The sequence below is a fragment of the Phycisphaerae bacterium genome, assembly GCA_035275405.1.
Lineage (GTDB): Bacteria > Planctomycetota > Phycisphaerae > UBA1845 > UTPLA1 > DATEMU01.
Window position 1 is genome coordinate 442,878 of record DATEMU010000015.1, and the last position, 24,808, is coordinate 467,685.

A 24,808-nucleotide genomic window follows, 5' to 3' on the forward strand; every position below is an offset into this window, starting at 1 on the left:
ACTGTCGTTTCGACCGCACCCGCAGCATCGGCTTGATTTCGTTGATCGTTCTCTCCGCGGACTGTCGTGTCTTGGCGAACAAGCGGGTGATTGGGAGCGGCAAGCGAAGACCCCTTTCTTAATCTGCGTTCATCTGCGCCATCTGAAGAAAGCGCTCTCAAACTCCCGCCGCGACCGCCTTCGACGGCGAAAGGACCGCCAGTGCCCCCTCCAAGTCCGCGACCAGATCGTCCGCGTCCTCGATACCGACCGACAACCGCAGCAGACCGCCGGTGATGCCCCGCGACTCGCGCTCGGCCGCGGGAATCGAAGCATGGGTCATCGTCGCCGGGTGGCCGATAAGACTTTCCACGCCGCCGAGGCTCTCGGCCAGGGCGAACAGGTGCGTGCGCCCCGCGATCTTCCGTGCCGCCGCCTCTCCGCCCTTCACGACGAACGAGACCATACCGCCGAAGCCGCTCATCTGCCGACCCGCGAGGGCATGCTGCGGATGGGAGGCGAGACCGGGATAGACGACCTTTTCGACGGCCGGGTGTCCCTCGAGGAACTGCGCGACCTTCGCCGCATTATCGCAGTGCGCCTGCATCCGCAGGGCCAGCGTCTTGAGGCCGCGTAACACCAGCCACGAGTCAAATGCCCCCGGCACGCCGCCGACCGCGTTCTGGTGGTACTTGATCGTCTGGTAGCGCTTTTCGTCGCTGAGCATGACCGCCCCGCCGACGACGTCGGAGTGGCCGCCGATGTACTTGGTCGTGCTGTGGACGACGATGTCGGCGCCGAGTTCCAGCGGCTGCTGGAGGCAGGGGCTGGCGAAGGTGTTGTCGACGACGCTGATCGCTCCGGCTCGCCGGCCGATCTCGCAGACCGCCGCGATATCCACGATCTTGAGCAGTGGGTTGGTCGGCGTCTCGATCCAGATCATTTTTGTGTTCGGCCGCATCGCCTGCTTGACGTTGTCTGACCGCGTCATGTCCACCCAGGAATAGGTCAGTCCATAGCGCTTCAGGACGAGCTCGAAGAGCCGATAGGTCCCGCCGTACACATCGTCGGCGCAGACGATGTGGTCACCGCTGGACAGGAGATTCATAATCGCCGCGCTGGCCGCCGTACCCGAGGCGAAGGCCAGGCCGTACTGCGCCCCTTCCAGCGAGGCGAGGCACTTTTCCAGCGCCGCGCGCGTGGGGTTGCCGGTCCGCGAGTATTCAAAGCCCTTGTGTTGCCCGATGCCCTCTTGAGTGTAAGTTGAAGTCTGGTAGATGGGGACGATCGTCGCCCCGGTCGTGGGATCGGCCTCTTGTCCGACGTGAATGGCGCGTGTGGCGAATTTCATGGGTACCTCCCGGTAGTATTTCTCCAAATGATACTTGAGCTGCGGAGCTTCGTCACTTTGCTGAACTACACCCGCTTAAACTGCCGTTCTAAATCCCGCGTCGACAGTTGCAGCGTCGTCGGGCGACCATGCGGACAATTCGACGAGCGGTCGGTCAAGTGCCGCTGCATCAGCAGGGCCTGCATCTCCTCGGCTGTCAGCGGATCGCCCGCTTTGACCGCCGCCTTGCAAGCCATCATGTCGAGCGCCTGGTGCAGCAGCGTCTCATCGGAGGGCGGTTCGCTCTGCTCGGCGAGCTTTTCCAGCAGGTCGGCGACGAACTCGCCCGGCTCGACGGTCTTGAGCAGGCTGGGGAAGCCCAGCACCGCCAGCGTCGTCGGCCCGAAGACCGACAGCTCGATCCCCAGCCGCAGGAGCAGTTCGCGATGGTGCTCCGCCGCCTGGACCATCCCGGCCGACGCCTCGATCGTCGGCGCGATCAGGAGCCGCTGCGACTCCAGCGCTCCGGCCAGGATTCGATCGCGAAATCGCTCATAGAGAATCCGCTCGTGCAGAGCGTGCTGGTCGACGATGATGATCCCGTCCTCCGTCTGCGCGACGAGATAGGTATTGTGGACCTGGATGACGGAGGCCTGCGCTTCAGCGGCAGTTCGCACCGGAGGCACATTCGCTGGAGGTGGCTCGAATGATTCATTTTCCCCCGAAACCGGTTTGCCGTTTGGCGGCCGCTGTTCCGCAGCTGCGCCCTCACCCGAGTGAGTCACTACTGTCGAATGAGTCGGCCGCGCGACGGCCTCTTCAAACGAAGGATAGCGCGTCGTCAACGTCTCCGAGATGGATGGCCGCACGCTCTCCGACGGAAATCGCGGCGGCTGGAACGCCAGCCGCGCCTGCGTCGGGTCGATCGACTTGAGATAGTCGGCCAGCGCCGCCCGGGTCCGCTCCTGATGGCCGAGATCGTCCTCGGTTAGTGCCGCCGCCCCGCTCGATGAGCGTGCCAGGCTCAGCCCCGGCGTCAGGTCGCGCGACAGCAGCGTTTCCCGCAAAATCGCGAGCACCTGCGACTGCACCAACGCCGCATCGCGCCAACGCACCTCGATCTTCGTGGGATGGACATTGACGTCGTACGCCTGAGGATCGGTCGTGAGAAAAATGAAAATAACGGGATAGCGATCATGCTCGACGAGACCGCGAAAGGCTTCACGGATCGCAAATCCGATTCGCCGGTCACTGATGAATCTCCCATTGAGAAACAGATATTGCCATTTGGTCGAGGCCCGCGACTGGGCGGGCGGAGCGATTAACGCCTCGATCCGCAATCCGCGCTCCTCGCGGTCGATGGGAATCAGGCACTCGGCGAGCTCCGCGCCGTAAAAATCCGCTATCCGCGCCCGTCGATCAGCCGTCGCCGGAAGGTTCCGCGACGCGCGATCGTTGTGCGCGAGGGTGAAGGCGACCTGCGGATGGGCCAGCGCCAGCCGGGCGAGCTGCTCGGTGGCATTCGTCAGTTCCGTCGGCGCCTGGCGCAGGAACTTCCGCCGCGCGGGCACATTGAAAAAGAGTTGCCGTACCTCGACGCAGGTACCGACCGGCGCGGCGCAGGGCCGCGGCCCCTCGATCTGTCCATCAGTGCAGATGATTTCATGTCCTTCGATCGCTCCGACGGTCCGACTGGCCATCCGCAGTCGGCTGACGGAGGCGATCGACGCCAGCGCCTCGCCCCGAAAGCCCAACGTGCGAATGTTGAAAAGATCGTCGCTCGTATGAAGCTTGCTGGTCGCATGGGGCGCCACAGCCAGGGGCAGGTCCCCCGCCGCAACCCCGGAGCCGTTGTCCGCAACGCGTATGAGTTGCGTGCCCCCCTCCTCCAGCGCGACATCGATGCGCGTGGCCCCAGCGTCGAGGGCGTTTTCCAGCAATTCCTTGACGACGGAAGCCGGCCGCTCGATCACCTCGCCCGCGGCGATCTTATTGACGAGGCTGGGGTCGAGCTTCCTGATCTCGGGCATGGCATCCTTGCTGCGCAATGGGTTGCGTTGGGATTACACCGAAGGTGAAACTATACAAACGAGCACCGCGCCCGGTCAACGTGCCAGGAACAGACGTTGCCAATTGGACGACAATTGCAGTCTGCCCTACGATGCCTACGGGCGTATTGTCGACGCCGTGGAGGATAATCGTTGATGGCGACGATGCCGAAAATCGAGCCGACCCGCCTCGAGCGTGAAGACGTCGGCGGCGATTTGTGGACGCTGAACTTCGGGCCGCAGCACCCGGCCACGCACACGACCCTGCGCCTCGTCCTCGAACTCGACGGCGAGACGGTCGTCGCCTGCACACCCCACATCGGCTACCTGCACAGCGGCTTCGAGAAGCTCGGGGAGCACCTCAACTACAACCAGTACGTCGTCGTCACCGACCGGATGAACTACATCAGCCCGATGGCCAACAACATCGCCTGGCACCACGCCTGCGAGAAACTGTTCGGGATCGAACTGACACCGCGGTGCAAAGTCCTGCGGACGATCATCGCCGAACTCGCCCGGATTCAGGACCACTTACTCTGCATCGGGACCGCGGGTCTGGACCTGGGGGCGTTCACCGCCTTCCTCTACACCTTCAACGAGCGCGAGCACATCTACGACCTGTTCGAGGAAATCTGCGGCGCCCGCTTCACGACGAGCTACACCCGCGTCGGTGGGCTCATGTACGACATGCCGCCGGAGTGGCCCGATCACGTGAAGGCGTTCCTGAAGCGCGTCCCCCAGGCCATCAACGATACGGAGTCCCTCCTGACGCGCAACCGCATCTTCGTCGAGCGGACCCGCGGCATCGGCGTCCTGACGCACGACGAGGCCATCGCCTGGAGCTGGACGGGCCCCATCGCCCGGGCCAGCGGAGTCCAGCGCGACCTCCGCAAGGATGAACCGTACCTGTGCTACGCTGACAACTGGGACGGCAAGGGCTCATCCGCCGTCGACTTCAAAGTGCCCGTCGCCTCGCACGGTGACGTGTATGACCGCTATCTCGTGCGGCTGGAAGAAATGCGCCAGGCCATTTCAATCGTCCATCAGCTCATCGACAACATCCCCCCCGGCTCGGTCAACGTCCTGCCCAATGACAAGCTTACCCTGCCGGACAAGCGTGAGATCTACTTCTCCATCGAGGGCCTGATCCATCACTTCGAACAGATCATGACCAACCGCGGCTTCTCGCCGCCGATCGGCGAGGCCTACGGCGCCAACGAGACCGCCAACGGCGAACTCGGCTTCTACTTCGCCTCCGATGGCGGCAACGCCCCCTACCGCGCCCGCTGCCGCCCGCCCAGCTTCATCAACTACCAATGCTTCCCCAAGCTCGTCGTTGGTCACTGCATCAGCGACGTCGTCGCGGTCCTCGGCAGCCTCAACATCATCGCGGCGGAGCTGGATCGTTAGTAGCGCGTCGGCCTATTAAGCCTCGTTCAACAAGAAAACTCGCCAGGGCCTCGGCGATGAGCTTCATCGTCGCCGCCGTGGGGTGCCCTTCATCAATATAGATCGCATCGCCCGACACTCCGCGGCGCTCGCCCTCTTTCAGGATAAGGGGCAGCGGATCGAACATCGGGACATGATGCTCGTCAGCCCACACCCGCAGGCGCCGCTGCGGCCGGAGGTGGGCCACCTTCGGATCCAATTCGGAGCGCGGCGGCGTCACGATGAAAGCCCACGGGACCGCGCGCGCCTTGCACAACGCGTCAAACGCGGTCAGATCGACGAGCACGCGCTGCCAGGCCTTTTCCACCGGGGCCGGCGGCGGCTCCGCGAACATGGACGCAAACGAGCCGAGCTTCGCGACCGTCGCCCGATCGCCTTCATCAATCCATTCGAGGTTTTCCCGAGCCTGTCGCCAGTAACGGCGCGCGCGAAGTGAGGTAATCGCCCGGACGATCCCCGACCAATGGGAAGAATTTGAGAACTCGAATTCTATCCGCCGGCCATGCACGCGGCCGGGCTCAACGAGTAGCACATCGAGGATGTCGTTCAACGAAAACTGGAGCACGATCAAATCGGGCCGCAGCGCGAGCCCGTCGTGCTCGAGATAATGAAGCTCCTGCCACGTGGTGTAGCCGCTGACGCCGGCATTGACACACCGAACGGCTGCGCGGGATGACCGGCCGGTCAAGGCCGCGCAACAGCGCGCCGAAAGCGTCTGATCGTCGGACAAATCGTAGCCAAAGGTGACCGAATCGCCGACGAACAGGATGCGAAACTCGTCCGCCGGTTTGTCACGCGGCAATTCGGCCCCGCGGAGTCCGAGGGAGTTCGTCCGCGCATGGACGCCGGCATCCGTTCCCACCGCGCTGCGACGCAGGGTCCAGCCCCTTTCCGGGTGCGGCTCCAGAAGCGAATTCAACTCGGACGGCGGTGGGAAGACAAAGGCCAAGGCCCGGTCCGTCAGAATCATCCCCAGCGCCACCCCTGCCAGCAAGAACAGGCGCGCCAATCTCGCCGACCCGCTCGCCTTGCGGCGCACGACGAGCGCCCCGCCCGCCGTTACGGCGGCCAGTACGCCGAATATCCACATGCCCACATATAACTCGGGGACCTGCGACGGCGCAAGAAAGGGCCATCGATCTATCCATTGTAACGCGGCGAAATGCAGCAGGCTCGCAACCGCTGACAAGCCTGCCGCAAGACCGAGCATAACGACGCAAAGGCGTCGATGCCGGATCGACGCGGCGCGCATCTCCGCGGCAACGGTGGATGGAAGGGTGTCTACATCGACGGCCGCGCGCTCCATGGGCGAATTCTATGCGACTTTCGTCGCTCGCGCCGCGCTCATGGCCACCAGGTTTGGTCCGGACCGGTCTGCGGCAATGGGCTGGTCGAGATGTATCGGAATCCGTTACCATTGTCGGCGCCCGATGAGGGGTGAGGGACCAACCAATCAACAACGACAAACGAGGGGACCGAATGGCCAAGACTCCCGAAGAAATGCTGGCAACCATGATTTCAAACTTGAAGGAAAAGACGGGAAAGCCGCTGGATGCATGGCTCAAAATTGCAACGGCTTCCAAAAAGTCCAGGCACGGCGAGATCGTCGCATTTCTGAAGTCGGAACATGGCATGGGCCACGGATACGCGAATCTGGTCGCGCAGAAGACGTTGCAGGCCGCATCCGGCGAGGCGCCGGTCGAGGGTGAAGACCTTGTCGACGGGCAATACGCCGGCGCCAAGGCGGGCCTGCGGCCGATTTACGACGCCCTGCTCACCGCAGTCGGCAAATTCGGCGGCGACGTCGAGATCGCCCCGAAGAAGGCGTACGTCAGCCTGCGGCGGTCCAAGCAATTCGCGATCGTCCAACCGTCAACCGCAACGCGCGTGGACGTCGGGATCAACCTCAAAGGCGAGTCGTCCACGCCGCGCCTGGAGAAATCCGGTAGCTTCAATGCCATGGTCAGCCATCGCGTCCGCGTAGAAAAGAAAACCGATGTCGACGCTGAACTCATCCGTTGGCTCCGCAAGGCCTACGAGGCGGCGTGATCGCGAGTTCAACAGGGCGATTCGAAGGGATTACAAATGATCGCGTCAATAGGCCCCACGATTCCGTCATCCGGTCTAGTTCGAATTAGTATTGCCGTATCCGGCGTCGTCCTCATTCTTGTTGCCGGCGGGTGTGGTCCGCAGCCGCCCAAAGTCCTCCTCGAGGCCCCGCGCGAGGTTTCCGCCGAATACCGAGGCCGAAGGCTCTTTCACACCCCGCAAGCTTTTATCTACGCCCGAAGTGCCGAATCCGCGGGCGAGGCCGATCGCTGGGTGCGCGATGTGCAGAAGTACATCAAGCGGAATTTCAAGCGCGAACTGGAAAAGGGCCTCGTCGTCGTCATGGACCCGGGGGATCCGCCGGTCGCGGCCACCCTCGAAGACGCCCATCTCCTGGAGCGCGACCCCGCGATCATGGTCACCAGACCGCGCCACGCCAGGAGCGTCGCAGAGGTCCGCAAAAAGATGGCGGCCGAGGGTCTACCCGAGCCTCCCATGCTCAAGGGAATGACGCTGGTCCTTCCCCCGCGCAAGCGAGTGGAGCTACAGTTGAGTACTCCCGAGACAACCTGGGCCGCCGTCGCGCCCTCGCACGCCCTGGCGGTCGAGTGCGGCATCGATGTCGGCGCGGCGGGACTGCGCAAGAAACGACCGGATTGGTCGGAGGAACAGGCGCGAAAGGCCGCGTCGATGTTCAAGGACAGCTTTGCCAAGGCCTTCGAAATTGGCCGCGGCAATCCGGTCTTCATCGCCTGGGTTCAGCGCCAGTCGGATTGGTCAGACGAGCAGCGCCGGGAGGCCATCCGGAAGTACCTGCGAAACGTCTTTACGTCCAATTGGCTGCCGCCGCCGAAAGAAGAAGACCTGGAGTGGTGACGCCGGTCGGCCCATCAACTGCCGACGATCTCCCGATTGGCCGGCAAGCGACTCGGTAGCGTCAGCGCAAAACAGGAATAATGCGTGCCATTGCGCGTGCTCTTTTTGAGTGACAAATGACCGCCCAGACATTCCGCCCAATAGCGCGATAACGACAAACCCAGTCCCACGCCGCTGGATTTGCGCTGCGGCTCCGAGCTGCCGCGCCGAAAGGGCTCGAAAACCGCGCGGCGCATCCGCGACGGCACGCCCGGCCCGGCGTCGTCCACTTCAAAGATCGCCCCGTCGCCCGCCGGCGAAACGGACAGCCAGACCCGCGGGTCCGCGGCATCGCCGCTGTACTTGCACGCGTTCTCCAGGAGATTGGCCAGGATTTGTACGACCAATTGCGGATCGGTGTGCAGCATCATCTCGCGCGGGCAGCGGTTTTCGACCACGATCTGCTTGGCCGCTGCCGCGCACGTCTCGGCCGTCAGTGAAACCGCACTGTCCAAAAGGGACTGCGGGGAAACGGCCTGCGGGCTGAGCCGCGGGCTCTGGTCGCCCACCCGCGAATACGCGAGGACATTTTCCACGAGCCGCGCCAGGCGCTTCGATTCCGTTCCCAGCGTTCTGGCGTATTGCCGCCGTTTTTCGCCGTCTTCCGTTTTCATTTCGCCCAGGAGATCGCTATACAGTTGGAACGACGTCAACGGCGTGCGCAGTTCGTGCGTCACGGCCGCGACAAACTGCATCCTCCGCTCCGAATAAGAAATATACTTGAGGGTGCCATACGATATCGCCGTCAGCGCCAGCAGCGTCGCCGCCCATGCGATGGCCAACCCCCCCCACGAAGATTTTTCATTCTCACGGGTCCGCACCCCGGCAGCCTCATTCGGCTCAAGGCGTACGGGAATCCTCTGCATCGTGCCATGCGGCGGCCGTCGCTCCGAGTACTCGGAGCTCGCCAGGGGAACGACGCGCGCATTCGGAAAGATGTCCCGAATCTCGCCTTCCAGGACTGCACGCAGCCGATCCCAATCGATCAGAACGCCCTGAAGCGTGCAATAGGGCTGCGTCTCCACCGATACCGAACGGACCAGCGCCAGTTGCTGTCGGCCGTCAAACGTCAGGTCCAGCCAGATTGGCATCATGAGGGTGCGTGAAACCTGCACGCACGCGCCGCTGGTCCCGTTGTTCTGTGGCTCGCGCCGTTCGGCGTCGAGGTTTTCCAGCGCCACGGTCTCCGGTTCACATTGGTAGAGCGGGAAGTACTCGCGCTGCATTTGCAGAAGCCGGGCGCTGCGCCGGTAAAAATCCGCTGCGCCCCGTCCCGGCTCCTTGTCGGGCGGTCCGGACGTATCGGACGAAAAAGTCGATCGAGCCGGGCTGGACTCCGCTCGCCCCCCCTGCCAGGTCGAAGACTCGCCGAGGAGAGAGCTGCGACCGTTGATCTCCTTCGACAGGGCCTCTTCAAGGATAGAGAGCATCGTGACGGGCGAATAGCGATCCCGCAGCGCGGCCAGCCAGTTCGCCGCCGATGCCTGCCGGGCCCGCTCGGCCGCCGGAAACGCGCCGGCGGGCATCGCGCTGCCGGCGCCCGCTTCCAGTTGCGGCGATACCCATCCCTCGGTATCGGAGCCCTGAAAGTGCAACAAGAGCCAATCCGGCCCTTTGAAATTCTGAAGGGGCGACGGCACCAGGATTCGCTCGCTGACGTCCGATCCGTCCATCTTGTCGCGCGCTCTCGCAGGGACATAAAACGCGCGGAAATGTTCATAAGGGCGCGTCGATTCCTGATCGAGAACCGGCGCGACCACTGCCTCCATCAACCGGACGGCGCGCTCCAGCCGGACGGTCTCCGCTTCGTCGCGCTCATACCGCGCCTCCAGTCGCTCCAGCCGGATCGCTGCGGACGTCGCCCAGGCCAATCCTCCGATCACCAGAATCCAAATGAGTGCGAGCGCGAAGACCGCTCGACGCCGGGTGGTTTTCGGCAGCGTCATACCGGCCCTCCCCGCGAGGCGCCGCTCGCCTCGGCGCGAAGATCGGCGCCCAGCATGTACCCCGTGCCGCGGACGGTGACGATGAACCGTTCGCCATCTTCCCCGGACGCCGACGACAGTTTCGCGCGGAGGCGGGCGACGTGCATGTCGATCGTCCTTGTCTCCACGCCCCGGCCGACACCCCACACCCGCGCCAGAAGTTCCTCGCGCGAAATGGCCCGGCCCGCGTGTGCTGCCAGGTGGCTGAGGATCGAACACTCCGTCTCAGAAAGCGCTTGGCGCTCGCCCTTGCCCGCAAAAAACTCCCGCCTCGCCAGATCCACGATCAATCCCCCGTCGCGCAGACGTTGCACCTGCGCGGGCCGCTCCGCGCTCCGCCGAAGCACTGCCTCCACACGGGCAAGCAGTTCCTTCGCCGAAAACGGTTTCACAACATAGTCATCGGCCCCGGCCCGCAGGCCCGACACGCGCTCCTCCTCGGTCCCCCGCGCCGTCAGAATGATCACGGGCAGCGTCGGATGCGTCTTCCGCAGGTTCTTCAGAACATCCATGCCGTCGAGCTTGGGCAGAAGCAGGTCGAGCAGGACGAGCCGCACGTCCGGACGCCGCGCCGCGGTCAGACCGGCCTGACCGTCCGCGGCCTCGATCGGCTGATACCCCGCGCTGCGGAGGACTTCAACCACGCCCTGGCGGATGGCCTGCTCATCCTCAACGATGACGATCGCACCGAGTGTCAAAACGCTCTCACCTTGCCGACGTGCCGAACGGTCGCATTCGCGTTATTATAGCGTTCCGCCGCAGCCTCGAACGGCCCAACGCAATTGACTCACCGCCGTCGTCGCCGCATAATCGAGCAGTGGCCTCGCGGATTCCATGCGGCCGGACCGGGGGTGGTCGAATCCTATATGCCCTATCGACTCAGCCAGATCGCCGACATCCTAGCGAAGTATCAGATGCCCTGCGAAATCATCGGAGACGCCGGCCGCGAGGTCATCGGCGTCGCCACACTCGAAGACGCCGGTCCGCAGGAAATCAGCTTCCTTTCCAATGCCAAGTACGAAAAGGCTCTGCAAACCACCCGTGCCGGCGCGGTCATTGTCTCGCAGGACCAGGCGATTCCCAACGCGCTGACCGTCCTTCGCACGACCGACCCTTACGCCGCCGTCACGGCCGTCATGGTCCACGTTCACGGCTACCGACAACATCCGCCGTGCGGCATCGATCCCCGTTCGGTGATCGCGTCGTCGGCCAAGATCGGCCCCGGCGCGTGCATCCATCATAACGTGACCATCGGCGAGAATGTCACGATCGGAAAAAACGCCGTGTTCTATCCCGGCTGTTACATCGCCCGCGATTGCCAAATCGGCGACGACTGCCTCCTGTATCCGAATGTCGTCATCTACGACGGCAGCCTCCTCGGCCATCGCGTCACCATTCATGCCGGATCGGTCATCGGTGAAGACGGCCTCGGCTATGCCCCCGTCAAGGAAAAATGGCATAAGATCCCGCAGATCGGCATCGTCGAGATCGGCGACGACGTCGAGATCGGCGCGAATTGTTCCATCGATCGAGCGACGCTCGGCCGCACTCTGATCGCAGAGGGTACGAAGTTCAGCAATCTGATCGCCATTGGCCATGGGACGAAAATCGGCCGTGATTGCATGCTCGTCGCGCACGTAGGTATCGCCGGCTCGGTGGTCGTCGGCAACCACGTGACCATGGCCGGAAAGGCCGGCGTCGCCGGTCACCTGACCATCGGCGATAACGCCCAACTCGGGGCGATGTGCGGCGTCATGAAGGATGTCCCCGCCGATACATCGGTTGCCGGAACCCCCGCAATTCCGCTCAAAGACGCGCTCCGCTCCTTCGCCTACACGGCGCGGCTGCCCGAGATGGCCAAGCAAATCAAGGAACTCGAGGCCCAGGTCGAGGCCCTCCAGAAGGCGTTGGATGTCCGCGCAGCCCGATGACGCGCCCTCGTTGCCGCCCGCAGCGGCGAAGGGCCGTTGGCTCATCGTCGTCCTCCTCGTCGCCCTAGCCAGCCATGCCTGTGTCTTTTTCTTCTTTGTCTATGACGAGCGGTCGAACGATGAGAAGGAGTACCTCTCGCTCGGCATCGCCCTGTCTGACACCGGCGCGTTGCGATCGCCTACCGGCGAATTCGCCAAGCGGATGCCGCTCTTTCCTGTCTTGATTGCCGCCGTCGATCGCTGGCAGGGCCGCGAGGTACTGGACTCCGGCATTATCGAGGCGCAGTCCATCCTCTCGATGTTCGCCACGATCTTCATTGCCCTCATCGCGCGGCGTTTGTCGGACCCTCGCGGCGCGATTGTGGCCGGACTGATCGCCGCACTCTATGCCCCGTTTCGCTATTTGCAGTCCGTTTACCTGACCGAGACGCTGGTCATCACCCTCTTGATGGCCGCGATCCTCCTCTATCTCGTCGCGCTCGAATCGGATCGCCCCGCACGACGGTGGGCGGCATGGTGCGGCACCGCAGTCTTGTTGGGGCTAGGCGCGCTGACCCGCGCGGATGCCGGTGTCTTCGCGCTTCCGTTCGCACTCCATGCCGCGTGGCGAAGCGGCCCGTCGGTGAAGGGAATTCTCCGCGCCGTGATATTGCTCTTGGGCGTCGGCATGGCCGCAATAGGCTGGGGCGATCGCAATAGCCGCGTCATCGGCGCCTGGACGCTTTCGACGAGCGGCGGACTCAACTTTTATCTCGGCAACAACCTCGATTACTCGAAGCGTCCCGGCATGGACCAGGCCGATTATGGCGCGTTCGATCGGCTGCGTCGGAAGGGTCTTTCCGAAGTCGAAGCCGATCGCCGGCTCTACGCGATGGGCCGCACGTTTATCGCCGCTCACCCCGCCGATTGGGCCCTCAACATCCTGCGCAAGTTTCGAGTCTGGGCCGGCACCAGCGTTACCTGGACTCCGCCGGGCACGCTCCTCATCGTCGCCTGGACGCTCGCGCTCGCCGGTCGCCGCACCCCTTATCATCGATGGCTTTTGACGGCGGCTATCGTGCTGTCGATCGTCTGGCTGGCGGTCTTCTGGCGGCTTATGCGACCGTGGTCACACCCGATGTTCGTCTTCCCGCTCGGATTGGCCGGCCTCTTTTACTTCGACGACCGGCTGAAGGTGCGCGGTCTGCTCATCGGCCTCATCGCCGCCCAACTCGCCGTCGCCCTCGCCTTCATCCCCCTGGAGCGCCTCCGCTGGACGGTCGACGGCATCCTGATTGTCGCCCTCGCCGCCACCGTTTCGCGAATCTGCGATCGCCTCCATACCTTAGATGCCATTTTCCGCACGGGCACCGAGACACCGAGTAACTGATTTCGATTTTTATTGCAAAGCTTCTTTCGTCTCCGTGCCTCTGTGTCTCTGTGGTGAGATCTTCGTTGTTTTGACTTTTTGACTTTTCGGCGTTTTGACGTTTCTGTCGTATGATGCCCGCGGGAGCGTCCGGGTTCCTGGTGGGCCCCGCGGTCTTCAAAGCCGTTGAGGCGTTGCATCGCAGCGTCTGGTGGGTTCGATTCCCATCCGCTCCCGTCGAACGGCATGGCGGATCGCGATTTGAAGGCGGTATTCCGGCCATTATCTCATGGCTTGATTCCGGCCGTGGCAGGATTAGAATCTCTCCGGGTCCCGTTAGAGAGCCTCCTTTCTCTACTCTCCGGCCCGAGAGGTAGGGACCCGGCCCCGCCGCAACGGCGGGGCTTTTGTTAGACCCCTTCAAACGCCGGCTGGCACGTCCTCTCCAATAGACATTGCTCCGCCGTTGCAATGATTCCCGGAAGCGACCGCAGTATCAGCACCCGCCCGCCGCGCCCTTCGCCTGCGGAGAGGACGGCGCTGGGGGCGTTGATCTGATTCGCATAGCCGCGAATCTCCGTCGTGATGCGCTTCCAGTGGCGCTCTGGAATGGCCAAGTTCGAAAAATCGAAGCACATCGACTCGGGCAGGCCGCTCTCGCCCAGGGCGTCGAGCCGGCGAAGAAATGCGGCGACGTCGCGGCCCGTGATCGACTCCTTTAGCGGTCGCACATAAAGATGTCCCGCCGCGGAGATGGAAAAATACCAGGTGTCCAGGAACCGGCGGATCTCCGCCAAAGAGGTCCGCCAACCGCCCGTCTTCATCCACCTGCCATTCCGTTGTTGCATGTCGGCGTTTGGGCCAGGACAGGAGACGCGATCCTGCGCCATCCCGGCGATTCAAAGAGTTCGTTTGTCATCCCTACCCGGTCCGTCGCGCGGCCGGTATTACCAACGCAGCGCGAAGCCCGCCGTCATCCACTTGCTCGACTCGACGGCGTGAATGACGACGAGCTGGCCAGGTTGGATTTCCCCGGACCGCACCATCTGATCCAGATGGACCAGCGTGGCCGCGCCCCCCACATACCCGATGCGGGCGCAGCGGAACTGAATCTGCTCGCGCGTTACGCCCAGCCGGTCAAGAAAAGCCGGAATGTGATCTTCGTAGAGTTTCAGCGACGGAATCGAGACGACATAGTGGTCAACGGTGTTGGACGGAATTCCAATCTTGGCGGTAAACCGGGCCAGCCCTTCGAGCAGCAGCGGCGCGGCGGAATCGTTCACGGCGTTGAAGTCCTGCCACAGGTGGTGGCGCCCGGCGGCGTACAGTTCCGGGATTTGGCAGGTCCGATCGGTCAAATCGGCCGCCGCGCCGCCCGCCTTCATCCCCGCGGGCCGTCCACCCCCGACCGATTCAACAAACGTGTCGATGACGCGTCGCTGCGTATCGCCCGGATCGCCCGCGCGAAGCAGCACGGCCCCGGCCCCGTCCGCCAATATCCACCGCAAGGCCGCGTTGACCTTGTCCATTTTCGGCTGATTGAAATAGCAGCTTCGCAGATAGACGGAGGAAAGTTGGCTGTAACAGACCAGCGCCGTGCGATAGCGGCCGTTGGTGAGTGAATCGAAGGCGACCTGCACGCCCTTGCCCATGCCCGAGCAATTCGAGTGAATCTCCATCTCCGCGCAGGACTCGATGCCCAGCCGCTCCTGGAGCAGGGCGCTCGTCGGCGGCGTGCTCTGGTCGTACGACGGACATGACATGATCAGGAGGTCCACGTCTCCGGCGGACATCCCCGCCATCTCCAGGGCGTTGCGCGCCGCGACCTCGGACAAGCTTGCAAAAGTATGGGTGAGATTGCCGGTCTCGGGATCGACCGCGAAGTGCCGCGCGTCGATGCCGCTGCGCTCGAGCATCCGCGGACCCATATTGTCCACGAAGCTGAGTACCTTGGGCGGGGCATCCTGCAACCGACCGAGCACCTGCTCGACGCGATCGTTGGGCACGGGGTCACCGGGAAGACAGCTTCCCGTTCCGGCGACATGAACTGAATATTTGGGGGCCATGGGGCATCCTCTCTCTGCGACTGGCTTCGTCCATGAACTGCGAGGGGACGCGCCGTTAACCTGCTTTTCCTACTCGTCCGCTTGAATCCGCGAGAGGGTAGAGGCGTACGATCGAAGGAGGGACTCGCAGCGCCTCACCCTCTCATCATGCGGATCATTCCTTCAAAGAGTGGTCGGCGCCGGCGGGATCGCCGCCGGCGCCGGAAGGGAGACCTCAACCCGTGATGCCCGGAATGTTCGGGATCAGGCCGCCGAGCTGATCCTGGAGTTGCTCCAGGAAACTGCACCCGGCCGCCTGAAAGGCCACGAAACCACTCACCGCCAGCATCAACTTCTTCATTCGTGCGTATTTCACAATACGGCTCCTTATGGGGCTTGACCGTTCGCGCCGGCATTGCCGAGAACCGTTCTCGGAAGTCGTGTGACCTGCAACGCCGGCCCGGTGTGGGCCTTCGCCGTCAGCCAACGCGACGGTTTGCCGGGAAATCCGCAGGTGAGAATGTGCTTTTTTTTAGCGAGAGGGCCGATATTCGGATCAGGAGAGACCCGGCGGCGAATTACGCATGTTTTCGAGGGACGGGAGTCGCGACGCCTGATAAAAGCCCCACAGGATCAGGCCAAGGGTCGCTCCCAGGGTAAAGAGACTGTACCCGGCGAACCAGGCGTCGAGATCAAAGGTAACCGGAAAGTCGGTCAAGAACCCAACGACCAGCAGCGCGGCGAGGATGCTTACCAGCCCCCAGCGGAGCAGCACGAAGAGGGCAACGCCGACGATGCCGAAGGCAAATAGCGTCCAGGCGGTCAGCGGGTGCGTGGCCGCGGGGGCAAACATGGCCGCGCCGATCAACCACGCGAAAAACAGTGCCGGCCAGCGCCGCGCGCCCGCCAACCACGTGCCGATGAGCAAGAGCAGCAGTACGACCAGTCCCTGGTAGATCCCGCCGCGCAGGCTGTTCAGGATTCCGGCGGCGGCGAAACGCGCGCCGAACACATCTTCGAAGCCCTGGTAAAGCCGCATTTGCGTCCGCGCCTCCCATCCCGTCCACTCAGGGAATTGGCGATCCACAAACACCAGTACCGCCCAGAAACAGCCGACCGCACATCCGAGGAGAACATCGCGACCGACGAAGGGGTCGCGAACCCGGCCCTCCAGCAGACGGCTCCAACCGCCCAATATTCTCGGCCAGCGCCGTCGAACCTGCGCTTCGATGGCCATGTAAAATAGGGCAACGATCATCCCCTCGCACAAGGCGCTAATGGCGTTGGCGGCGGCGCTGTTGATGGCGTCGGCCAGTCCGCCGACGTTGCGCATGGTCAGGAGATGGCCGAGCATCCGCAGGGCGAAGACGAAGCAGCCTAAACGCACGGCGCCGGCCAGGTCGCCGCGTTGTTTCCAGTTTTTCCAGGCCGCCGGCAACGCCGCCGCCAGAAGGAGCAACAGCACGGCGTTCCGAAGCGTCATTACAAACATCCACCGCGCAGAACTTGAGGAAAAAATGGAGTCCGATCGAGACGGAGCCTTGTCCAGGACGGCGAGCCACTGAATGCGATCGTGCTCCCCTGCGGCCTCAATTCGCACGGATCGATTCAGCGGTTCACCGGATCGCGAAAGAAAAGCCCGGGACTGCCCGCGATCGAAATCACCAACCGCGACCGGTTGCGTGGGGACCAGTTCGTGGACGTCGTGGCCCGTCGTCTGAACCAGCGCCGACCAGTCGGCCGTCATCTCCTGACCCGAAACCGTGGGGGTGTACTGGGTCGGAGTTTCCAGACACAACAGGCGCCCCTGTCCATCCAGGACCACCGTCGTCTTCCGATTCGCTTCCGCATCGAAAAGCCGGGGCCGGGGACCCGGCATGAGAAACGAGAGGACATCGCTGCCCAGCGGTCCACCGTCCGCGCGGTGTTCGGAGTAAACGAAAACAAGCTCATCACGCTCCGGAATCGCCAGACATAGTGGCGCGCCGTCTACGGTTGCAGCGATTCGCGAATTCACGACATCCTCGGCAGGGACATATTGACCCTCTCCTTGCCTCGGGCTCGGTGGACGGCCCGCCCTTCGGATCACGTCATGGGCCCTTTCCATCAGGACTTCCGGTGCCTTTACCCCTCCGTGCCGCGCGATCGGGTGCGTGTTGTTCCCAATGACAATCGCGGCAACAAAAAGGCCCAATGCCCCGACGGCGGCCCGATAGGTGCCGCGCCGGCTGAGGCGCCCCTGTGCCGCGGCCTGCGCGACCATTTCTCGCGTCGGGATCTGACCGGCGTCCAAGGCCGCCGCCAGCAGATCGCCGCCGGGCAAGGCCGCCGCGACAAGCAGCGCCGATTCCGGCCGCTCCGTTGGGTCTTTTCGCAGACAGGCGAGGATGACGGCCTCGACCTTGGGATCGATTTCCGGCACGATCGTCGAAGGCGCCGGTGGATCCACCGATTGGTGAAGTCGCAGGTATTCAAGGACGTTGTCCGCGTCGAAGGCCGGTCGACCGGTGAACATCTCATAAAGGACGAGACCCAGCGCATAGATGTCGCTCTTCTCAGTGACCGCGACGCCCGCGATTTGCTCCGGAGCCATGTAGCGCGGCGTGCCCGCCCGGATTTCACGGCTCGACACTTGACCAGCCAGGACGGCGAGGCCGAAGTCCGTAATTCGGACGCGCCCCTTCTGATCGATCATGACGTTGGCGGGTTTCAAGTCGCGATGCAGGACGCCATGAATATGCGCCGCGGCCAGGCCCGCGCAAATCTGGCGGGCGATATCAACGGCCCGTGTCCCGGTCAGTCGGCCCACGCGCCGGAGTAGCGAGGCGAGATCTTCGCCATCAACGTATTCCATCGAAATGTAAGGGGCCCCCTCCAGATTCCCGAGGTCATAGACCCGGCAGATGTTGGGATGCCCCACTTCGCGCCCGAGTCTGACCTCGCTTTCGACGCGACGCCGCCAGGTGGGGTCCAGTACTTGCAATCGCGGGAGGAACTTCAGCGCGACTTCCTGTTCAAGACGATCATCCTCAGCGCGATAGACCCGCCCCATCGCCCCCTTGCCGAGGAGCGCGACAATGCGATAGCGATCCGCGACCACGTCTCCAGTCTGGAATACCGGTGGTTCAGAAATATCCGTAGCACCAGCCAGCTTCACGACGGTCGTCGGTTCGCGCGGGGGCAGATAATGGCCAAGCAGTCGTTCGATCTCATGACGAAATGATTCATCGCCTCCGCACGCCTGGGCGACGAATGCGGCGCGCCGCTCGGGCGCCAGCGCACACGCCTCCAAAAAGATCGCTTTGGCTTTCGCGTGCCGATCGGCGCTCACTTTGCGTCATCCGGACCCAACTCGGCGCGGAGCCAGGCCTTGGCGTGCGTCCAGTCACCCTCAATGGTGCGCTTCGAAACGCTCAAGACGGTGGAAATCTCCTCCATCGAAAGTCCCGCGAAGAGGCGCAGCTCGACCACCTTCGCCTGTCGACTGTCGAGCGCCGCGAGCTTTTCCAGGGTATCGCGAAAGTCGACGAGGTCCGTTTCGAGAATGGCCAGTTCAGAGACGACATGATCGAAGGCGACCCGCCGCCAGTCCTTGCCCCGCTTGCTTCGCTTGCGCGAACGCGCGTGGTCGATGAGAATCCGGCGCATGGCCTCCGCGGAGACGGCCATGAAATGCGTCTTGCCCTGCCAATCCACGCGAGATTGATCCACCAGACGCAGAAATGCCTCATGGACGAGCGCCGTCGGATCAAGGGTGTGGCCATGTCGCTCGCGCCGCAGGTATTTCGCGGCGAGACCGCGCAGCTCGTTATAGACCAGCGGGAGAAGTTCGGCGGCGACGAGAGAAGGGTCGGATTCGCCGAGGCGACCCAGAATCTCCGTTGCCGGTGACGACTTGTCTTTTTCCATGAATCCGTGGCGGGCCGACGAGCCAGTTCAGCGACCGTTTACGGATTATCGGGGCATTTCCCGGAAAAACAAGTGCCTCGATCAGGAACCGGTTTGTGCATCGCGCTGAGGCGTGTGCGACGAACACGTTTCCATGACGACGGAGATGCCGTTCAAATCCACGGTTCGCCGGGGGGCCTCCAGTCGATCGGCTGGATCCGCGGCGTTTCCAAGCGGATGGAAATCGGCGGGCGGTTGGGCGTTCACCTTGACCGAGCGGATGACGCGGCAGTCCGTCTCGACCGCTTTGGCCAGGGCGGTCAGGAGACGCAGGACGATCGCCCACACACTCCGCGGCGCTCGCACGCCGTCAAAGTGAAAGATCATGACGTCAAAACGGTGTTCGTTGACGATGCGGTGAATGCGCTTGATGAGGACGCAAAAATCGAGAAGGCTGAGCACCGACCGGCGGGGTTGAATCCACAAGCAGCCGTCGCTGGAGACGGCGATGTACCATCGATCCAGGGCATTGAGCACGTCATTCATGATGTTGGGTTCTTTCGATTCGGCGATCTTGATCATGGGTCTTCCTCCAGTCGTGGGTCCGAGCCCCCGCATCCTGCGGGAGGGTCAAAATTAAACGCGGCAATCTCTGAGCCCATCCGCAAGCGCCCTCCTCTTGAAGAAAATCCGTTTTCCCAATAGGGTTTCAACTGCGGATCGGATGCGCGGATGTCGCTTTGGCAGGCTGGCGCACCTCGATTCGGATTGGAGCGGTATTCACGATGGGTCGAAATCTCACGAATCTTGCCAATTGTATTTTTTTGACATGCGTCTCGGGATGCGCGCAACAACTGATGCCGACGCCGAACATGTATTTGCATACGGACATCAATCCGTTTGCCGAAGTCCCCCCGGCCCTGCAGACCAGCGACATTGACGTGCTCTTCGTAACAGATCGCGCCGAGACGAAGGACAAAAATGGAAAGCCCGACTTCGGCTATGGACGTTCGCGGTCACTCGCGTTCGGCTCGTACATCGTCGGCGTCGGCAACAACGTCTCCTGGGCCGATCTCGTCGCGGACAGCCGTACCAAGTCGCGCAAGAATGCGCTGCCGCTTTGGCGGAAGGAGATCCGCGTTATCGGCCGGCTCGATGAAACCCCGACGCCGATGATAATGATCGACGGTGTTCCCTCGGAGGACCCAGCCGTCCGACAACGGAGTGAGCAGGCGCGAGACGTCTTTTGCGCCGAGGTTTCGCGACGATTGGCCCTGACCCCGTCAAAGAAAGAAGTGGCCGTCTACATCCACGGCTTTAATAACTCCATGGATGATGCCGCCTTCACCATCGGCGAGATGTGGCACTTCGGCGGCCGCAAGGGCGTTCCCATCGCCTACACCTGGCCGGCCGGCAAGAGCTACCCCGCCGACTACGAATCCTGCCAATTCACCATCTTCCACCTCAAGCAGTTTCTCCGGGGCATTGCCTCGTGCCCTGATGTCGAAAAGATACACCTCATCGCGCACAGCCGCGGAACGGACGTCACCACCACGGCACTTCGCGAACTGAATATCGAATACAAGTCGGCCGGCAAAAGCACCCGCGACGCGCTAAAGCTGGGAAATCTTGTGCTCTGCGCCGCCGATCTCGATCTCGACGTCGTCGGCCAGCGGCTCGGGGCCGAACGCCTCCAATTCGTGCCTGAGCGCGTGACGCTCTACGTATCGCAGACGGACAGAGCACTGGGAGCGGCCTCAAAGTTTATCTTTAAGGGCGGTGACCGCCTCGGTCATATGACCGCGGCAGACTTGTCGCCTCAGCAGCGAAAGTCGTTGGCCATGTTTCCGCAGTTGCAGATCATCGACGCCAATATTAAGAGCGACCTGATCGGCCACGCCTATTTCCACACCAATCCCGCCGTCAGTTCGGACCTGCTCCTTGTCCTCCGTGATAACGCGGGCCCCGGCGCCGAGAATGGCCGTCCCATGATCCGCCGGGACGACGGCTTTTGGGAGATTCGCGACGATTACCTTCTCTCCGACGCCAAGTAGCGCTCTTGCGACGATGACAACGATGACGCAATCTCAGCCCGTACCGGCACCGACCGCGCCCCGGCGCCGCCTGCCGCGCCGCGTTGCCCGAGGACTGCTTTTCGCCCTCGGCGGCCTCGTCCTACTGGGGATGACCGGCTGGATGGCCCTGGCCGTCTGTTATGCGGATTTGCACACCGCTCCGCCGCGAAAGTTCCTGGCCCTGATAGTGGCGATTGCGGCATTGTCGGTCGCCGCCTTCGTTCGCCCGCGACGGCGCGGCTTGGTGATCTTCGCCGCCATGTTCGCGGGGGTGCTGGCCTGGTACTTTTCGATCCGGCCGAACAGCTCCCTCGAATGGCTCCCCGACGTCGCCCGCATGCCGCACGCGACGATCGAGGGCGATCTCGTCCATCTGCACGACATCCGCAATTTCGACTACCGCTCGGAAAACGACTTCACGCCGGGCTATTACGATCGAACCCTCGATTTGAAGCAGATAAAGACGGCAGACTTAATTCTCTCCTATTGGTCGGGCCGAGCAATCGCCCACGCCATGTTGAGCTTCGGCTTCGACGACGGCCAATACATCGCCATCTCCATCGAGACTCGCAAAGAAAAAGGCGAGCAATACTCCACCATAGAAGGTTTCTTTCGACAGTACGAATTAATCTACGTCGTCGCGGATGAACGCGACCTGATTCGACTGCGTACGAATTATCGCAACGAGGAGGTCTACATCTTTCGAGGGCGGGTGCCGGTCGAAAAAGTGCGTGCCGTCTTCCTGGATTACCTGGACACCGTAAACACGATCCACAAGCGCCCCCGGTTTTACAACGCCCTCACCGAAAACTGCACCACGAGCATTTTCGCCCACCTCCGCTGCGCACCGCCCTATCCGCCGTTTACTCCCGGCGTGTTGCTGAGCGGATATTCGGCGGAGTACGGTTACAAATCCGGCGGCCTCGACCACAGCGTGAGCTTCGAGGAACTCGAGCGCCGCGGGCACATCAACGATCTCGCCAAGCTCGCCGATCAGGCTCCGGATTTTTCGCGACGGATTCGAGCACGGTTGACGGACCCTCAGCCCCCGAATCCGCTCACACCCGATCCATGAGCCTGAGTCGATTGCCCCATCGGCGCAAGGAAATTGGCACAAGAAAGCGTCTTGCTTGGCCCCCCGCGCGTGGTTATCCTGCGCTCACTCGCCAATAAAATCGCCAAGTGCGATCTAGCCGCCGGAGCGGGAACCGGCCACAACAACGTGATCAGGGCCTTCGGCAGTTAGCCGATGACTAAGTCCTGCGCACGTAAGGAGACAAGCCATGTTGCATGGGTTTCGACTGATATTGTGCGCGCTGACCGCGTCTTGCGTCAACGCTACGCCGGCTTCCGCCCAGGCCCCCGCCGCCGGCGATACGTCGACTCCCGCCCCTGCCAAGCTCGGGTCGGCCGACCTGCAGGCGCTCGTGGCTCCGATCGCGTTATATCCCGACGCTCTGATCGCCCACATCCTCCCCGCGTCCACCGCCGGAATGGATGTCGTCCAGGCGGCCCGCTTCCTGCGCAAGAACAATGGCAAGGCCGATCCCAAGCCGAACGCCAAGTGGAACACCAGCGTGTTTGTGCTCCTGAAATTTCCCGACGTCCTCTACCGAATGGACGAAAACCTGGATTGGACCCAGCAACTCGGCTCGGCCGTCTTGGCGCAGCAAGCCGACGTCATGGCGGCGATTCAGACCGTGCGCCATGCGGCCAGTGCCGCCGGTTCTTTACAGTCCAATGACAAACAGACGGTCATCGTACAGCAGGAAGTGGTGAGAATCGTTCCGACCGACCCGCAAGTCGTGTATGTCCCCACGTACAACCCCGACGTCGTAGTCGTCAATCAGACCAGCAACACCGGGCAAGCGTCGGCCGCTGCCGCCGGCGCGGCCGTCGGATTCGGCCTCGGTGTCGCCGTGGGGGCTATCCTCAACGACGATTCCTGCGATTGGCATGGAGGCTGCGTTTATCATGGAGCCTATCCGGTCCATTACGGCACCTACGCCCACCCTGCCCACCCGTACAACCCCCGCGGCCTCTACGATCCTCGTGGAATCGCCGATCCCCGCGGACGATATGACCCGCGCGGCGTAGCAGATCCCCGAGGTATCGCCGATCCTCGCGGTGTCGCCGATCCTCGCGGTGTCGCCGATCCTCGCGGCGTCGCCGACCCGCGAGGTGTGGCCGACCCCCGCGGCGCGGCGGACCCCCGAGGTCGCTATGACCCGCGGGGCGCAGCGGATCCCCGAGGTCCCGCCGACCCAAGAGGCGCGGGCGGTGCCGGTCGCGCCGGTGTCGGTGGCGATGCGGGACTGGGCGGCGGCGCAGCCGGCGCTGGTGCCGGACGTGCCGGTCGAGGCGGCCAGGCGGGCCTTGGTGGCGGCGCCGCAGGCGATGCCGGACTCGGTCGAGGTGCAGCCGGACAAGGTGGGGAACGCCGCGGCGCTGGCGGACAGGCAGGATACGGTAGCGGTGCCGAAGCTGGTCGGGGCAGCACCGGAAACCGCGGAGGGTACGGGGGTTCTGGTGCCGGGCACGGAAGCTTCGGGCGCGGTTCCGATGGCGGAAGCCCATTCGGAGGATATTCCAGCGGCCACAGCGCCAACCGCGCCAGCAGCCGTGGCGGTCGGAGCATGGGGGGAGGGTTTGGCGGCGGCGGCGGACGTGGTGGGCGCGGTGGCGGTGGTGGTGGCCGAGGACGGCGGTAGCGCCCCGGAAAGGGATTTGGACCGAGGTATTTTTTCCGCGACGGCGAGCGAGATCGGATAGCAAACATGAATAGAAACTTCATCTTTGGTGCTGTGGTGGCGCTCGCGGTGGCCGTCGTCCACGCACAATCGCCTTCAATGGAAACCAAGCAGGCGCAGCAATTATTTCCCACACCCCAGGCCGCGATAGACTCGCTCCTGGAAGCCTGTAAGAACGATGACACCGCAGCGCTGGTACGGATGCTGGGCCCGGGTTACGGCGCCCATCTGGAGAAGATGGACGACGCCGAGGAGCGGCAGCACCGCGCAGACTTCTACGAAAAGACGCGGGAGTTCATGAAAATCGAGGAGCAAGAGAAAGACCGGGCGGTCTTGATCGTCGGTCGCGAACGCTGGCCGGTCCCGGTCCCGCTGGTAAAGGAATCCGCGGGCTGGCGGTTCGACACCGAAGAAGGTATGGAGGAAATGCTGGCGCGGCGTATCGGAGAAAACGAGCTGGCCGCCATCGAGGTGTGCCGCGAATATGTCCGCGCCCAGGTCGAGTATGCCCGAATCGACCGCGACGATGACAAGGTCCGCGAGTTCGCCCAGCGAATTATTAGCACGGAAGGCAAACGCGACGGCCTGTATTGGGATCGCGACCCTCAGTCGGCCGAACACCCCAGCCCCTTCGAGGCACTGCTGCCCGACGACTTCGACGGACTACGACACAGCAAGTCTCGGGTTCCCTATATGGGCTACTACTACAAGGTCTTGACGCGCCAGGGCGCGAATCCTCCCGGCGGAAAGTACGACTACGTCATCAACGGAAACATGATCGCGGGATTTGCACTGATCGCCTGGCCGGCGGATTATCGCGCGTCCGGCGTCATGACGTTTGCGGTTAACCACCAGGGCGCGCTGGTGGAAAAGGACTTCGGGCCCGACACTGCCAAGTTGGCCGAGCCCATGACGGAGTTCAATCCGGACGATACCTGGAATCCGACGGACGACTAAGTGCGATGGTCCGCTTGATCGGATCGTAGTTTGAGAACGGGCGAAAATTGAATCGAATT

20 protein-coding genes and 1 tRNA gene are annotated in these 24,808 nt (G+C 63.1%); 10 read left to right on the forward strand and 11 right to left on the reverse strand.

Annotation, left to right across the window (positions count from 1 at the left end):
• Nucleotides 1-157: 157 nt before the first annotated feature.
• Together VJZ71_19650 and mutL are read right to left on the reverse strand one after the other, a co-directional pair.
• Entirely contained in the window at nucleotides 158-1,330 is a 1,173-nt protein-coding gene (locus VJZ71_19650) for a cystathionine gamma-synthase (protein HKQ50298.1), read from the reverse strand.
• A gap of 65 nt (nucleotides 1,331-1,395) precedes the next feature.
• Entirely contained in the window at nucleotides 1,396-3,339 is a 1,944-nt protein-coding gene (mutL, locus tag VJZ71_19655; protein HKQ50299.1) for a DNA mismatch repair endonuclease MutL, read from the reverse strand.
• Between the two features lie 183 nt (nucleotides 3,340-3,522).
• Between mutL and nuoD the strand changes: the two genes are divergently transcribed.
• Nucleotides 3,523-4,767, forward strand: coding sequence for an NADH dehydrogenase (quinone) subunit D (gene nuoD, locus VJZ71_19660; GenBank protein ID HKQ50300.1), 1,245 nt, complete (start codon nucleotides 3,523-3,525; stop codon nucleotides 4,765-4,767).
• On the opposite strand, the gene VJZ71_19665 is transcribed toward nuoD, so the two are convergent.
• On the reverse strand, nucleotides 4,742-6,112 hold the full coding sequence (locus tag VJZ71_19665; GenBank protein ID HKQ50301.1) for an SGNH/GDSL hydrolase family protein: 1,371 nt from the start codon (nucleotides 6,110-6,112) through the stop codon (nucleotides 4,742-4,744). The two genes, nuoD and VJZ71_19665, sit on opposite strands and share 26 nt — an antisense overlap.
• A 173-nt stretch (nucleotides 6,113-6,285) precedes the next feature.
• Here VJZ71_19665 and VJZ71_19670 point away from each other — a divergent pair, with 173 nt between their 5' ends.
• Together VJZ71_19670 and VJZ71_19675 are read left to right on the forward strand one after the other, a co-directional pair.
• A complete protein-coding gene (locus VJZ71_19670; GenBank protein HKQ50302.1) occupies nucleotides 6,286-6,855 on the forward strand; it encodes a DUF4287 domain-containing protein in 570 nt (189 codons plus the stop codon).
• Between the two features lie 36 nt (nucleotides 6,856-6,891).
• A complete protein-coding gene (locus VJZ71_19675; protein ID HKQ50303.1) occupies nucleotides 6,892-7,731 on the forward strand; it encodes a hypothetical protein in 840 nt (279 codons plus the stop codon).
• Between the two features lie 14 nt (nucleotides 7,732-7,745).
• Here the strand turns inward: VJZ71_19675 and VJZ71_19680 are convergent, their stop codons facing one another.
• Together VJZ71_19680 and VJZ71_19685 are read right to left on the reverse strand one after the other, a co-directional pair.
• Entirely contained in the window at nucleotides 7,746-9,716 is a 1,971-nt protein-coding gene (locus tag VJZ71_19680; GenBank protein HKQ50304.1) for a HAMP domain-containing sensor histidine kinase, read from the reverse strand.
• Nucleotides 9,713-10,453: a response regulator transcription factor gene (locus tag VJZ71_19685; protein ID HKQ50305.1), complete on the reverse strand. Its 741-nt coding sequence runs from the start codon at nucleotides 10,451-10,453 to the stop codon at nucleotides 9,713-9,715. The genes VJZ71_19680 and VJZ71_19685 overlap by 4 nt, the downstream gene beginning before the upstream one ends.
• A gap of 168 nt (nucleotides 10,454-10,621) precedes the next feature.
• Between VJZ71_19685 and lpxD the strand changes: the two genes are divergently transcribed.
• The 3 genes from lpxD to VJZ71_19700 all read left to right on the forward strand — a co-directional run bounded on the left by lpxD (nucleotide 10,622) and on the right by VJZ71_19700 (nucleotide 13,271).
• Nucleotides 10,622-11,686 (forward strand): UDP-3-O-(3-hydroxymyristoyl)glucosamine N-acyltransferase, encoded by a 1,065-nt coding sequence (gene lpxD, locus VJZ71_19690; protein ID HKQ50306.1) that lies wholly within the window; start codon nucleotides 10,622-10,624, stop codon nucleotides 11,684-11,686.
• The gene (locus VJZ71_19695; GenBank protein HKQ50307.1) at nucleotides 11,667-13,055 is read left to right on the forward strand and encodes a glycosyltransferase family 39 protein; all 1,389 of its coding nucleotides are present in this window, start codon (nucleotides 11,667-11,669) and stop codon (nucleotides 13,053-13,055) included. Before lpxD ends, VJZ71_19695 begins: the two co-directional genes overlap by 20 nt.
• A gap of 121 nt (nucleotides 13,056-13,176) precedes the next feature.
• Nucleotides 13,177-13,271, forward strand: a tRNA-Sec gene (locus tag VJZ71_19700).
• A gap of 173 nt (nucleotides 13,272-13,444) precedes the next feature.
• Here the strand turns inward: VJZ71_19700 and VJZ71_19705 are convergent.
• The 6 genes from VJZ71_19705 to VJZ71_19730 form a co-directional block, all read right to left on the reverse strand.
• Complete coding sequence (locus VJZ71_19705) at nucleotides 13,445-13,858, reverse strand: hypothetical protein (protein ID HKQ50308.1); 414 nt, start codon at nucleotides 13,856-13,858, stop codon at nucleotides 13,445-13,447.
• A gap of 123 nt (nucleotides 13,859-13,981) precedes the next feature.
• Complete coding sequence (locus VJZ71_19710; protein HKQ50309.1) at nucleotides 13,982-15,100, reverse strand: 3-oxoacyl-ACP synthase III family protein; 1,119 nt, start codon at nucleotides 15,098-15,100, stop codon at nucleotides 13,982-13,984.
• Nucleotides 15,101-15,314: 214 nt separating this feature from the next.
• A complete protein-coding gene (locus VJZ71_19715; GenBank protein HKQ50310.1) occupies nucleotides 15,315-15,455 on the reverse strand; it encodes a hypothetical protein in 141 nt (46 codons plus the stop codon).
• 180 nt (nucleotides 15,456-15,635) lie between these two features.
• A complete protein-coding gene (locus VJZ71_19720; protein ID HKQ50311.1) occupies nucleotides 15,636-18,410 on the reverse strand; it encodes a serine/threonine-protein kinase in 2,775 nt (924 codons plus the stop codon).
• Nucleotides 18,407-18,988 (reverse strand): ECF-type sigma factor, encoded by a 582-nt coding sequence (locus VJZ71_19725; GenBank protein HKQ50312.1) that lies wholly within the window; start codon nucleotides 18,986-18,988, stop codon nucleotides 18,407-18,409. Before VJZ71_19725 ends, VJZ71_19720 begins: the two co-directional genes overlap by 4 nt.
• 81 nt (nucleotides 18,989-19,069) lie before the next feature.
• A complete protein-coding gene (locus tag VJZ71_19730; protein HKQ50313.1) occupies nucleotides 19,070-19,549 on the reverse strand; it encodes a hypothetical protein in 480 nt (159 codons plus the stop codon).
• Between the two features lie 275 nt (nucleotides 19,550-19,824).
• On the opposite strand from VJZ71_19730, the gene VJZ71_19735 reads away from it, so the two are divergent.
• The 4 genes from VJZ71_19735 (at nucleotide 19,825) to VJZ71_19750 (ending at nucleotide 24,749) form a co-directional block, all read left to right on the forward strand.
• Entirely contained in the window at nucleotides 19,825-21,021 is a 1,197-nt protein-coding gene (locus VJZ71_19735) for an alpha/beta hydrolase (protein ID HKQ50314.1), read from the forward strand.
• Nucleotides 21,022-21,043: 22 nt separating this feature from the next.
• The gene (locus VJZ71_19740) at nucleotides 21,044-22,117 is read left to right on the forward strand and encodes a DUF4105 domain-containing protein (GenBank protein HKQ50315.1); all 1,074 of its coding nucleotides are present in this window, start codon (nucleotides 21,044-21,046) and stop codon (nucleotides 22,115-22,117) included.
• Between the two features lie 208 nt (nucleotides 22,118-22,325).
• Nucleotides 22,326-23,753, forward strand: coding sequence for a DUF3300 domain-containing protein (locus tag VJZ71_19745; protein ID HKQ50316.1), 1,428 nt, complete (start codon nucleotides 22,326-22,328; stop codon nucleotides 23,751-23,753).
• A gap of 66 nt (nucleotides 23,754-23,819) precedes the next feature.
• Nucleotides 23,820-24,749, forward strand: coding sequence for a DUF2950 domain-containing protein (locus VJZ71_19750; protein ID HKQ50317.1), 930 nt, complete (start codon nucleotides 23,820-23,822; stop codon nucleotides 24,747-24,749).
• Nucleotides 24,750-24,808: the final 59 nt, after the last annotated feature.

What these genes read in the sequence shown, in the direction of transcription:
- VJZ71_19670 (HKQ50302.1), top strand. Translation starts at nt 6,286, where the DNA reads ATGGCCAAGACTCCCGAAGAAATGCTGGCAACCATGATTTCAAACTTG.
- VJZ71_19705 (HKQ50308.1), bottom strand. Translation starts at nt 13,858, where the DNA reads ATGAAGACGGGCGGTTGGCGGACCTCTTTGGCGGAGATCCGCCGGTTC.
- VJZ71_19745 (HKQ50316.1), top strand. Translation starts at nt 22,326, where the DNA reads ATGTTGCATGGGTTTCGACTGATATTGTGCGCGCTGACCGCGTCTTGC.
- lpxD (HKQ50306.1), top strand. Translation starts at nt 10,622, where the DNA reads ATGCCCTATCGACTCAGCCAGATCGCCGACATCCTAGCGAAGTATCAG.
- nuoD (HKQ50300.1), top strand. Translation starts at nt 3,523, where the DNA reads ATGCCGAAAATCGAGCCGACCCGCCTCGAGCGTGAAGACGTCGGCGGC.
- VJZ71_19680 (HKQ50304.1), bottom strand. Translation starts at nt 9,716, where the DNA reads ATGACGCTGCCGAAAACCACCCGGCGTCGAGCGGTCTTCGCGCTCGCA.
- VJZ71_19650 (HKQ50298.1), bottom strand. Translation starts at nt 1,330, where the DNA reads ATGAAATTCGCCACACGCGCCATTCACGTCGGACAAGAGGCCGATCCC.
- VJZ71_19695 (HKQ50307.1), top strand. Translation starts at nt 11,667, where the DNA reads ATGTCCGCGCAGCCCGATGACGCGCCCTCGTTGCCGCCCGCAGCGGCG.
- VJZ71_19725 (HKQ50312.1), bottom strand. Translation starts at nt 18,988, where the DNA reads ATGGAAAAAGACAAGTCGTCACCGGCAACGGAGATTCTGGGTCGCCTC.
- mutL (HKQ50299.1), bottom strand. Translation starts at nt 3,339, where the DNA reads ATGCCCGAGATCAGGAAGCTCGACCCCAGCCTCGTCAATAAGATCGCC.
- VJZ71_19710 (HKQ50309.1), bottom strand. Translation starts at nt 15,100, where the DNA reads ATGGCCCCCAAATATTCAGTTCATGTCGCCGGAACGGGAAGCTGTCTT.
- VJZ71_19735 (HKQ50314.1), top strand. Translation starts at nt 19,825, where the DNA reads ATGCCGACGCCGAACATGTATTTGCATACGGACATCAATCCGTTTGCC.
- VJZ71_19675 (HKQ50303.1), top strand. Translation starts at nt 6,892, where the DNA reads ATGATCGCGTCAATAGGCCCCACGATTCCGTCATCCGGTCTAGTTCGA.
- VJZ71_19740 (HKQ50315.1), top strand. Translation starts at nt 21,044, where the DNA reads ATGACGCAATCTCAGCCCGTACCGGCACCGACCGCGCCCCGGCGCCGC.
- VJZ71_19730 (HKQ50313.1), bottom strand. Translation starts at nt 19,549, where the DNA reads ATGATCAAGATCGCCGAATCGAAAGAACCCAACATCATGAATGACGTG.
- VJZ71_19750 (HKQ50317.1), top strand. Translation starts at nt 23,820, where the DNA reads ATGAATAGAAACTTCATCTTTGGTGCTGTGGTGGCGCTCGCGGTGGCC.
- VJZ71_19665 (HKQ50301.1), bottom strand. Translation starts at nt 6,112, where the DNA reads ATGGAGCGCGCGGCCGTCGATGTAGACACCCTTCCATCCACCGTTGCC.